General features: G+C 65.2%; 15 protein-coding genes. 11 read left to right on the top strand and 4 right to left on the bottom strand.

Features of this window, described 5'->3' with window-relative positions; all coding sequences use genetic code 11:
• Nucleotides 1-138: 138 nt before the first annotated feature.
• The 6 genes from VB734_RS09250 to VB734_RS09225 all read left to right on the top strand — a co-directional run bounded on the left by VB734_RS09250 (nucleotide 139) and on the right by VB734_RS09225 (nucleotide 4,477).
• Nucleotides 139-1,572: a transposase gene (locus VB734_RS09250; protein ID WP_323243255.1), complete on the top strand. Its 1,434-nt coding sequence runs from the start codon at nucleotides 139-141 to the stop codon at nucleotides 1,570-1,572.
• Between the two features lie 496 nt (nucleotides 1,573-2,068).
• Entirely contained in the window at nucleotides 2,069-2,356 is a 288-nt protein-coding gene (locus VB734_RS09245) for a DUF167 domain-containing protein (RefSeq protein WP_197165734.1), read from the top strand.
• 141 nt (nucleotides 2,357-2,497) lie between these two features.
• A complete protein-coding gene (locus tag VB734_RS09240; RefSeq protein WP_323243254.1) occupies nucleotides 2,498-2,743 on the top strand; it encodes a hypothetical protein in 246 nt (81 codons plus the stop codon).
• A gap of 18 nt (nucleotides 2,744-2,761) precedes the next feature.
• Nucleotides 2,762-3,364 (top strand): class I SAM-dependent methyltransferase, encoded by a 603-nt coding sequence (locus VB734_RS09235; RefSeq protein WP_323243257.1) that lies wholly within the window; start codon nucleotides 2,762-2,764, stop codon nucleotides 3,362-3,364.
• A 407-nt stretch (nucleotides 3,365-3,771) separates the two neighbouring features.
• Nucleotides 3,772-3,999: a hypothetical protein gene (locus tag VB734_RS09230; RefSeq protein WP_322782538.1), complete on the top strand. Its 228-nt coding sequence runs from the start codon at nucleotides 3,772-3,774 to the stop codon at nucleotides 3,997-3,999.
• 106 nt (nucleotides 4,000-4,105) lie between these two features.
• Nucleotides 4,106-4,477 carry an AbrB family transcriptional regulator gene (locus VB734_RS09225; RefSeq protein WP_197165741.1) on the top strand — a complete coding sequence of 124 codons (372 nt, stop codon included), beginning with the start codon at nucleotides 4,106-4,108 and terminating at the stop codon, nucleotides 4,475-4,477.
• Nucleotides 4,478-4,513: 36 nt separating this feature from the next.
• Here VB734_RS09225 and VB734_RS09220 read toward each other — a convergent pair whose 3' ends face one another.
• Nucleotides 4,514-4,972 carry a hypothetical protein gene (locus tag VB734_RS09220; RefSeq protein WP_322782537.1) on the bottom strand — a complete coding sequence of 153 codons (459 nt, stop codon included), beginning with the start codon at nucleotides 4,970-4,972 and terminating at the stop codon, nucleotides 4,514-4,516.
• A gap of 506 nt (nucleotides 4,973-5,478) precedes the next feature.
• Between VB734_RS09220 and VB734_RS09215 the strand changes: the two genes are divergently transcribed.
• From VB734_RS09215 to VB734_RS09205, 3 genes are read left to right on the top strand one after another with little or no spacing between them, the layout of a single operon-like run.
• Nucleotides 5,479-5,739: a hypothetical protein gene (locus VB734_RS09215; protein WP_197165745.1), complete on the top strand. Its 261-nt coding sequence runs from the start codon at nucleotides 5,479-5,481 to the stop codon at nucleotides 5,737-5,739.
• 20 nt (nucleotides 5,740-5,759) lie between these two features.
• Nucleotides 5,760-6,446 carry an HD domain-containing protein gene (locus tag VB734_RS09210; protein WP_197165747.1) on the top strand — a complete coding sequence of 229 codons (687 nt, stop codon included), beginning with the start codon at nucleotides 5,760-5,762 and terminating at the stop codon, nucleotides 6,444-6,446.
• Complete coding sequence (locus VB734_RS09205) at nucleotides 6,436-7,104, top strand: alpha/beta family hydrolase (RefSeq protein WP_197165749.1); 669 nt, start codon at nucleotides 6,436-6,438, stop codon at nucleotides 7,102-7,104. The genes VB734_RS09210 and VB734_RS09205 overlap by 11 nt, the downstream gene beginning before the upstream one ends.
• 19 nt (nucleotides 7,105-7,123) lie before the next feature.
• Here VB734_RS09205 and VB734_RS09200 read toward each other — a convergent pair whose 3' ends face one another.
• A complete protein-coding gene (locus VB734_RS09200; RefSeq protein ID WP_197165751.1) occupies nucleotides 7,124-7,684 on the bottom strand; it encodes a DUF4236 domain-containing protein in 561 nt (186 codons plus the stop codon).
• A gap of 110 nt (nucleotides 7,685-7,794) precedes the next feature.
• Between VB734_RS09200 and VB734_RS09195 the strand changes: the two genes are divergently transcribed.
• On the top strand, nucleotides 7,795-8,433 hold the full coding sequence (locus VB734_RS09195) for a thermonuclease family protein (protein WP_197165753.1): 639 nt from the start codon (nucleotides 7,795-7,797) through the stop codon (nucleotides 8,431-8,433).
• Between the two features lie 481 nt (nucleotides 8,434-8,914).
• Here VB734_RS09195 and VB734_RS09190 read toward each other — a convergent pair whose 3' ends face one another.
• On the bottom strand, nucleotides 8,915-9,382 hold the full coding sequence (locus VB734_RS09190; RefSeq protein ID WP_197165755.1) for a secondary thiamine-phosphate synthase enzyme YjbQ: 468 nt from the start codon (nucleotides 9,380-9,382) through the stop codon (nucleotides 8,915-8,917).
• Here VB734_RS09190 and VB734_RS09185 point away from each other — a divergent pair.
• Nucleotides 9,376-9,891, top strand: coding sequence for a GNAT family N-acetyltransferase (locus VB734_RS09185; protein WP_231594857.1), 516 nt, complete (start codon nucleotides 9,376-9,378; stop codon nucleotides 9,889-9,891). The genes VB734_RS09190 and VB734_RS09185 overlap by 7 nt on opposite strands.
• Nucleotides 9,892-9,983: 92 nt before the next feature.
• Here the strand turns inward: VB734_RS09185 and VB734_RS09180 are convergent, their stop codons facing one another.
• Nucleotides 9,984-10,172: a hypothetical protein gene (locus tag VB734_RS09180; RefSeq protein WP_197165757.1), complete on the bottom strand. Its 189-nt coding sequence runs from the start codon at nucleotides 10,170-10,172 to the stop codon at nucleotides 9,984-9,986.

Here is a 10,172-nt window from a genome sequence, read left to right as displayed (position 1 = left end):
CCTGATTCATCGTGATTGAACGAGGCGCATCTGCACCTCCGGAATGACAGCCCGTCATTCCACCCTGTTCACCCTCTGACTAGGGCATTCGGGCCTCGGGTTTTACACCACGCAAAGGGACGCGGCCTGCTGGATCTGGTGGATGAGCTGGATCTCTCACAGGTCCTGATTCCCGCTCAGGCCAAGGATCCCCGCGGGGAGAAAGGGTTTGATCCGCGGATGATGACGATGCTTTTGCTCTACGCCTACTGCGTCGGCACCGTCTCCTCCCGCAAGATCGAGCGTGCCTGCTACGAGGACCTGGCGTTCCGGGTGCTGACTGGTAATCAGCAACCTGATCACAGCCGCATCAGTGAATTCCGGCGCCGCAACCTTGATGCCCTCAAAGGCCTGTTCATTCAGATCCTGCGGCTCTGCCAGAAGGCCGGCATGGTGAGCCTGGGCCATGTAGCCCTCGATGGCACCAAGGTGCAGGCCAGTGCCTCCAAACACAAAGCCATGAGCCACGAGCGGATGCTCAGGGCTGAGAAGGAACTGGAGAAAGAGATCAACGCCTTGATGCGCAAGGCCGAGATCCTGGATGCCCAGGAGGATCGCCGGTACGGCAAGGGCAAACGCGGCAGCGAGCTGCCCGATGCGTTGCGGCACAAGCAGAGCCGCCTGGCCAGGATCCGCCAGGCGCGCAAGGAGATGGAGGCGGAAACCGCTGCAGCAGCAGCGCGGCAGCGATGGGAGGAAGCAGAGGAATCCAGCGCCAAAGCGGCGGCTGCGCGCGAGGCCGATGCACCAGCAGCGGAACAGGCCGAGCTGACCAGAAAAGCTGAGGCTGCAGCTGCCAAAGCTCAAGCTGCGAGGGAGCAGGCCATCGAGACCGCCGAAAACGCCGGCCAGGAGCTGCCGGATCTGCAGCCGCTTACGGCTGATGCGATGCCCAGGCGTGGCCTGGCCAGGAGGGTCGACGGCACACCAACCAAGAAGACCCAGCGCAATTTCACTGACCCCGAGAGCCATCTGATGCAGTCAGGCGGCTCCTATCTGCAGGGCTACAACTGTCAGCTGGCGGTCGACAGCGACCACCAGGTGATCGTGGCGGTGGGTGTGAGCAACCAGCCCCCAGATGTCGAGCACCTGACTCCCATGCTGGGGCGCATCGCTGACAGCGCTGGCGCACTGCCGGATGTGATGACGATGGACGCGGGCTACTGGAGCGAGACCAACGCCAAGGTCTGCGCTGATCAGGGCGTTGACGCCTACATCGCCACCGGTCGCCTCCCCCACGGCCAGCCGCTACCGCCGAAACGCGGGCCGATGCCCAAGGATGCCGACGCCAAGGCCCGCATGGTCCGAAAGATCAGAAGCAAGAAGGGCTCCAAGATCTACGCCCAGCGCAAGGCGATCGTGGAGCCGGTGAATGGCCAGATCAAGGAAGCAAGGGGCCTGCGGCGCTTTTTGCTGCGGGGTCTGAAGAAGGTCGATGGTGAATGGCACCTGATCGCTGCCACACACAACCTGCTCAAGTTGTTCCGGTTCAGGCGATCACAGCAGCTGGCGCTGGCGGCAACGACGGGATGAGGGGCAACGGCCTTGGCAAGCACGGCCAGGGCTGACTCAAACCCGCCTGAATGAACCTGCTCAGCAGACGAACAATGCTGCTGGAGTTCACCTCAGCCACGGTTCGTCGTGGCCAGGGGCCCGCTGCTCTATTGGCGACAAACTCCTAGGGCGGTGCAATGGACGGCGACGGCGTCACACGCCAGGGAAGCCAGTGATCCGTTGAGGGTGTTGAAGCAGGGGCCGGATCGTCAGCGCGCTCCTTGCTGCTGCTCAGGGGGGGTGTCGTCCATCGATGGAGCCTCCGAATCCCGTTGCTGCCACGATGGGCCAGCCCACGGGAGCCAGCAACGGGCACCCCCACAGTCGACACCGCTCGTCACGCGGAGCCATGGGTCTTCATGAAGGCGCCTTCACGGGCCGGGCCAAGGACTTCGTCGCCGGCAGCACGCCCAAGGCCCGCAGGCTGGCACGGCGGCATGTAGATGCAAGCCGCGCAGGCAGTGGGATGGGATGAATGACGGCCAGCGAGAGCATCGCCCTGTGGATCCAGCCGCGCAGCCGTCGCAACGAGGTGGTGGGGCTGAGAGATGACGCGGTGGTGATCCGCCTGACGGCCCAGCCGGTTGAGGGTGCTGCCAATGAGGCCTTGCAGCGGTTCATTGCCGAGCGTCTTGGCGTCGCTGCCAGCAGGGTGGCCCTGGTGCGTGGCCAGAGCAGCCGGCGCAAATGGATCGCCGTGGAAGGGTTCTCGGTGGACGAGGTGCGGTGTGCCCTGCTTGGGTTGAGGGGCCGCCAGAAATGAGCAGAGCCTCTCTGGAGCTGATGCCCTGCGGCTTTGCTCGATCGGAGCAGGTCGGCAACTGGGTTCTGATTGTCAACTGCGACTGCCTACCTGCTACAGCCTGGGGGCGATTCCCTCGACCGCTCAGGCTCCATGGATCCCGTGGCCAAAATCAAGGAGACCATCGCCACCTATGCGGCCCAGAGCGTGGAGCATCGCCGTGGCTGGTTCTCGCCGGCCGCCGCGGCGTATGCCGCCACCCGGCCCCGATATCCGCAGCAGTTGGTGGAGGCGGTGGTGGCGCGGGCTGGTTTGACGGCAACGTCGACGGTTCTTGAGGTGGGCTGTGGACCAGGCACGGCCACGGTGTCGTTCGCGGAGCTGGGTTGCGGGATCGTGGCCATTTAGCCCAACCCTGATTTCTGTCTGCTCGCCCAGGAGGCCTGTCAACGATTTCCGAACGTCGAGGTGGTCACCACCTCTCTGGAGGAATGGGAACCTCACCAGGAGCGGTTCGATGCGGTTGTGGCCGCCAGCTCGTTTCACTGGATCCCTCCGGAGATCGCCTATCCGAAAGCAGCCCAAGCCTTGCGGCAGAACGGCTGGTTGATCCTGCTGTGGAACAAGGAGTTGCAGCCACCGGTTCTGACCCATGAGGCACTGCGGACGATCTACCGCCGCCATGCGCCTGAGCTGGACCGCCCCTATGAAGATGCCGCCACGGTGGCGGGGATTCTCGCGGTTTTGGGGCAACCATTGCTGGAGTCTCCGCTCTATCAGGGAGCTCACGAGAATCGGTGTGTGGTGGAGAGCCGCCTGACAATCGACGACTACCTCACCCTTCTGACCACCTACTCGCCGTTTCTGGCCCTCGATCCGGCGGTGCGGGAAACTCTGCTGGCTGAGCTGAGACAGGCGCTGGAGCGGCTGCACGGGGAATCGGTGCCGCTGACCTACACGTCTGGATACCTCATGGCGCAACGGAGGAAGGCCGGCGATGCGATCGCAGACCTCCACCTGCAGCAGTGAGGGGGCACCCATTGCGGATCCCTACTTCTGTCTGGCCGACTCCTGAGCATGGCGGCTGGACAGGGAGCGGCTCTGCTGCTGGGCGCGTCCCTGGCCGCCCCGGCAGAACGTTGAGGCGATCAGTCAAGACTTGGTGATGTTGGACAGCGAAGGAATGCACTGGGAAAGACCTCTGAGCAGCGGCTCCTGCTCGGTAGGTGCCGTCTGCCACGCCCCTGCCATGAAAAGGATCCATGACCTCGCTTTTCTGGCCGTCTGTGGTGTGGCCCTCTTCCTGGCCGCCGGCAGTGTCTGTCTGGCTCGGCCGAACCCCGGGGGGATCGGGGGCCCGGCATCCGGGGCGGGTGTGGCTCCTGGTGCAGGGTTCGGAGCGGCAGGGCCTGGCCTCGATCGGGAACCTGGTGTAGGTGTCGGCGGTGTTGGTGGTCCTGCCTCCGGCGCAGGGGTCCTGCCTGGCGCCGGTGTGGGCGAACCAGGGCTGGGAGTGGAAGCACGGCCCATGGAAAATCCTGGCGGTGTCGGTGGGCCTGCTTCCGGAGCCGGGGTTCGCCCTGGAGCTGGTTTCGGGGCTCCTGGTGCAGGGATGTATCGACGTTGATGCAACCGGACCTGGAGATCTTGACCGCAAACAGTGACAGGACAGCCTGCGAGAGCCTCCGCTGAAGGCACCGCCAGCTGCATCAGGTTGTTGAGACCTCCACCAGCCTGGCGTAAGCTTGTATCTATCAACTCGTTGCATTCATGGCCCTCACCGGTGCTGACCTGCTCGCCAAGGTCAAGGAGTTGGGAGATGCCTCCAAGTCCGATCTGGTCCGTGCTGCCGGCTATGTGAGCACCAAGAAGGACGGCAGCGAGCGGCTGAACTTCACGGCCTTCTATGAGGCCCTGCTGGAGGCCAAGGGCGTCAATCTCGGACATGGAGACGGCACGGGGAAGGGACCCGGAGGCCGTTCGCTCAGCTACGTGGCCAGGGTGCAGGGCAACGGCAACCTGTTGGTGGGCAAGGCCTACACCGCCATGCTCGACCTCGAGCCCGGCGATGAGTTCGAGATCAAGATCGGCAGGAAGGCGATTCGTCTGGTCCCTGCCGGAGACGTTGATGAGGCGGCGTGAGGGTCAACCTCGCCACCAGCTGCGGTGGAGTTGATCTCAGTGGAGTTGCCGGCAGGAGACCAGAAACGCGCTGACGTAGTCCGGCCACTTCACCACCACCAGGAGTTCACGGGGGGTGCGGGCAAAGCCCTTCTGGGAGAGGGCGGCAAATTCGACGAGGGTGTCGTGGGTGAGCAGGGCCGGGCTGGTTTCGGCGACCTCACAGGCCTCGAGGAAGTCCTGGCCTTGCTCCGCGAGGCACTGCTGGTAGGCCTCCTCGAACTCCATCCCCTCGTCCTGCAGCCTCAGGAAGGTATCGAGCTCCGGTCGGGTGTGCTCCAGGAATGATGAGAGTGCACTCACCGGGCCGATGGTGGCGCAACGCTTCTCGGTGTGCATCAGCACCATCGTGGCCTCCAGGCTCCAGCTGGGTTGGTCCAGCAGCCTCCCCATCGCGATTGCCAGGGCATCCCGGTAGTTCTCGGCCAGGGTCCTGAGGGTATGTCTGAGATCCATCAAGGTGCAGTGGTTGAGGTTCATGAACCGCCCCGATGACAGGAACGCCGGTGGAGCGTTTCAGAGCAGGGGCAGGTCATCCGTCACAGGGCCTCCCAACCCCGATGACACGACCCTGGAATGGGCTGGTCGAGGGGTGCAATAGGGGTTTATGCCGACAGCCCACTGGTTGCAGCCGCTGAGGGGCAAGCCGTCAGGCCGTGAACTCCACGTCAGCCGGTATGAGAAAGCTCCCCGATCCTGTGGCTGTGGGGAGCTGGTTCCAGCTCTGATTGGATCCATCTTATGACGATCTTTTCGAACTTTCTGATTCTGTGGTCACCGCCTGTGCCGTCATCAGCTCGAGCGTGATGGCTGGCTCATCGGGTGAGAATGAACCTCCAGGCGCTGCCCGGGGGGTGTTCCTAACCCCGGAGACACCGATGACATTAAGGTATGACGCCAAGGAAGATCCCTGGCAAGATGATGACGACGTCAATCACGAAAGGCCCGTCACTCTGGCCCGCATGGGTGATGGCCCTGACACCGAAGCGATCTGGACTGCCGTCCGCGGGGCCTGGCAACCCTTCCCCGATCTCTGGGGCCGCCTGATCGGTGGCGACTGGTGGGACCGGATCCACGAGGAGCGGGCCCGCTGCTACTTCGACGCCGAAGCCTTTGATGGCGGCGAGATCCAGGAGCCCCTCCCGGAAGCCGAAATGGACCTGCTCTGTGAGGCCTGTGAGGCCCGCAAAGTGCGAGAAACGGAGGCCAAAGCCAAACCATGAACCCCCAGCAGATGAAGCCGATGACAAACAAACCCCCCACCCACAGCGAGCGCTACGACGAGGCCCTCCTCTGGGCCGCCCAGCTGCACCGCAATCAGACCCGCAAGGGCAAGCCCGTGCCCTACATCTCCCACCTGATCGCCGTGAGCGGCCTGGTCTGGGAGGACGGCGGCAGCGAGAACGAGGCGATCGCCGGCCTGCTGCACGATGCGATTGAAGACGCTGACCAGAGCCACGACTCGATCGCCCAGTGCTTTGGGCCGGAGGTGGCCGGCATCGTGCGCGACTGCACCGACACCGCCGACGGCCTGTCCGGTGCAGGCAAGGAACCCTGGCTGCTGCGCAAGACCCGATACGTGGCCTCGCTTGAGCACAAGAGTGTGGGCTCCTTGCGTGTCACGGCAGCCGACAAGGCCCACAACGCCCGCGACATGGTGCTCGATGCCCGCCGGGACCCCAGCAGCTGGGAGCGGTTCAATGCGGGGATCGATGGCACCGCCTGGTACCTGCTGCGGATCCACCAGACCCTCAGCCACCGGCTGCCCGGCAGCCGCTCCACCGAGCTGCTCGGACAATCCGTGAAGGAGATCCTCACCAGCGAGGTCTACGGGAGATTGGTACCCGCAGGCCTGGCCCCGGCGGTGTGGGCGGCGGGGTACCTGGAGCGACCGGAGACGCACCGGAGCAGATCAGCCCATGACGGCTGAGGCCACCACCACCGCGCCGCGGTTGATCGATGGACCTGAGGTCGCGCCGGCAAGCGTGCTGCTGGCCCATGGAGCTGGAGCGCCGATGGACAGCCCGTTCATGGCGGCCATCGCCAGCGGACTGGCCGAGTCGGGCTGGCGGGTGGTGCGCTTCGAGTTTCCGTACATGGCCCGGCAGCGAATACTGGAGCGCCGCCAGGGGCCTGATCGGATGCCGGTGCTGCAAGAGGCGTTCCGCCAGCAGGTGCAGCTGGAGAAGACGGAGCGACCGGGCCGGCCGCTGTTCATCGGTGGCAAGTCGATGGGCGGCCGGGTGGCCAGCCTGCTGGCCGATGAGCTGGCCGCCAGTGATGGCGTGCGCGGCTGCCTGTGCCTGGGCTATCCCTTCCACCCGCCCGGCAAGCCGCTGAAGCTGCGCACCGAGCACCTGGCCGACCTGCACATTCCAACCCTGATCCTGCAAGGGGAGCGGGACAGCTTCGGGCGCCGCGAGGAGGTGGAGACCTACAGCCTGTCGCCGCAGGTGCAGCTGCGCTGGATCCCCAGCGGTGACCACAGCTTCAAGCCCACCCGCAGCTCCGGCCTCAGCGAAGCGGAGAACTGGGCCACGGCGGTGGCCTTGAGCGATCGGTTCCTGCGGCAGCTGCTCAACTGCTGAGCCCCTCTGCTGCCTTCGCCTACAGCCATCCCCGACCTTGGGCCAAGCGGACTGCTTCCTGGGCTGCCTCGATGCAGCGATGGGCACGGCGTTTGAGATCGTCCTGGCCCTGGGCCCGCAGCAGATAGTCCTCCATCGCTTCTGGTGTTTCGATCACGGCCAGAAGGCCTGTGGTTCGGGCGCCGATTGCAGGATCGACCAGCAGGCGGCTCACCAGGCCCAGCTCCCAGAGCTGCTGGGTGCTGCTGCCGGGATGCAGAAGCTGCTCACGCAGCATGGTCAGGCAGCTCTGCTTGAGCGCATCGAGCTGACCGGGCTTGAGACGACGGCTGTTGGGCAGACCTGCGGCAGACCCGGCTGGGATCGCTGCTGGCCGGGTGATTGGTTCCCCGCTGTGCTCGACGCTCCAGCTCAGACCGGTGCCAGGTAACCCCACCGTGGTGCGGGGGCCACCGGACCTGGCCACCGGGATGTTGAACGACGCGCCGCGGCCACCGACGGAGATCGAGCTGAGCCCACCCTTGGCGAAGTTGAAGCGCAAGGGGCCGAGGTGGGTGGAGCGGCGGAAGCGGAAGCCCATGGTTCAGCGGTACGCCCCCCCGGGCCAAATCACCAGGCTGCCTTCTGTACTGGCTGGCGGCAAATTCATGCACCCAGCGCATCGAATTGGCAGCGATGCAGACTCCAGCCATGGCATCGCGCTGGCTGACCCTGCTGCTGGCCCTCGTGGTCACCTTGCCGGCTGCCGGATCGGCCCAGACCAGGCAGGCGGAGGTGCTCTCCATCGGCGACGGCGACACGATGCGCGTCCGCCAGGGCGGCCGGCCGGTCACTATTCGGCTGGCCTGCATCGATGCTCCAGAGACAGCCCAGAACCCCTATGGCCAGCAGGCCCGCCGCTATCTGCAGCAGCGTTTGCCGATCGGCCGCGTCGTAGCGCTCGGCGTCAAGACCACGGATCGCTATGGCCGCCTGGTGGCTGAGGTGATCGCAGACATCAACATCGGTCTGGCGATGGTGGAAGACGGCCAGGCGTTCACCTATCGCCGCTACCTGAGCGGCTGTGATGCCAAGGAGTATCTCGATGCCGAGTTCCGGGCCAGCCGGCGCCGCTACGGGGTCTGGCAGGTGGAGGGCGGCATCACCCGCCCCTGGGACTTCCGCCGGGGCCGCAGTGCCGCGGAGATCCCCGATGGCACCACTCCCGGTGGGCGGCGATACCGCTGCAGCGAGATCGGCTCCTACGACCGTGCTCAGGAGCTGCTGCGCCAGGGACACACCTATCTCGACAGCAACGGCGATGGGCAAGCCTGTGAATCGTTGCGATGACTGGTTTTTAGGGGGTACGGGAACAGGTACTCCAACAGACCCCCACAGCCGCACAGAAGGCGTACTTTGAAGTTGAGGGGAGGCCCGGTAGCCAACCCGACCCTCACCCTCCAAGAGAGTCCGGCCAGGGATCACCCGAGCCGGTGCGCAAAACGGAGGAACGCCCAACATGCGAGGCATCAACTGTGAACTTGATGGCGCAGCGCGAACGCCATCCCGTAGCCGCACAGAGCAATACGCCAGTTCCGTTTCCCGCGTGTTCAAATCCCGGGCTGCATAACCCGGGCCCGGATCACAGCCGAGAAGGTCAAGCCCCGAGCATCTCTTCCCGGAGACGTGATCCCATCCCTTCCCTGCCAGGCCCCAGACAGGTCATGCGTGAACCCACAGACACCCGATCGGCCGTCCTTGGTGTGAGGAGGTGACCGCCGCAACTGGTGCTAAGGCGCCCCCACATGGGGCGCCTTCCGTTATGGGGTGATCAGGCGGCCAGCACCGTGACCACCAACGAGCGCTGCTGGCGCGGGCCATCGAACTCGCAGAAGAAGATGTTCTGCCAGCGCGAGAGGCCCAGGTGCCCGTCGATCAGCGGGATGGTTTCCGACGGCCCCACCAGACCGGCTTTGAGGTGGGCATCACCGTTGCCGTCCTGGGCGTCATGCTTCCAGACACCTTTCGGGATCTGCTGGCGCAGGAAATCGATCACGTCCTCCTGAACGCTCTCATCCCAGTTCTCCTGAATCATCACAGCCGCGGTAGCGCCCTGGGCGTAGACATGCACCAGCCCGTTGGCGATGCCGCTGCGCCGCACCACCGCGGTCACGGCCTCAGTGATGTCCACCAGCTCCTGGGCCCGATGGGTGGCGAAGTGCAGCAGCTCACGCATGGCGGCATCAAAGGGCGAGACAATCACAGCCTTGATGATCGGCATCGCCGGCGCCGGTGGCATCCCCGCTGCAGATCCGCCCGTTTGAGCCCCTCGACTGGCGTGGAGTGTGGCGGCTGCTGGAGCCAGTGTTCCGCGCTGGCGAGACCTTCCCCCACGACCCGGCGATCACGGAGGCCGAGGCCCAGGTGGCCTGGGTGGAGCAGAACCAGGCGGTGATGGTGGCTGTGGATGCCGCCGGGGCCGTGGTGGGCACGTATTACCTGAGGCCCAACTCCCTGCGCCTCGGCGCCCATGTCGCCAACGCGGGCTACGTGGTGGCCGAGCACTGCCGGCGCCAGGGAATCGGCAGCCGCCTCTGCCAGCACTCCCTGCAGGCGGCTCGGCGGCTGGGGTTCCGGGCGATGCAGTTCAACCTGGTGGTGAGCACGAACACCGCTGGCATCCGTTGCTGGCAGCACAACGGCTTTCAGATCGTCGGCACCCTGCCGGGGGCCTTTCGCCACAAGCAGTTGGGCTATGTCGATGCCCTGGTGATGTTCAAGGGTCTGGTGGAGGGGCCAAGCGCATGAAGGCGATTCCGCTGCGGCTGAAGACCGGGGATGACCTCCGCAGGGCGTTCGAGGCCTGGGTGAGACAGCAGAATGAACATGCCGGCTACGGATCAGTTCTCGGGCGCCTGGGTCACAGGAGGAAGCCGCCGCTCCACCTGCAGAAACACCAGCCAGGCCACCCCCGCAGTGATGCCACCGGTCCAGTCGCTGCGCAGCAGCTCCACGATCGAGATCGTGCTGGCACCGATGCGCAGGCCACGCAGCAGAAAGCGACCCAGCTTCTCAAGGTTCGAGGGCAT

This window comes from Synechococcus sp. BA-124 BA4 (assembly GCF_034931165.1).
The sequence above is the reverse complement of the archived record's forward strand: the minus strand, read 5'-3'. Positions and strand labels throughout refer to the sequence as shown.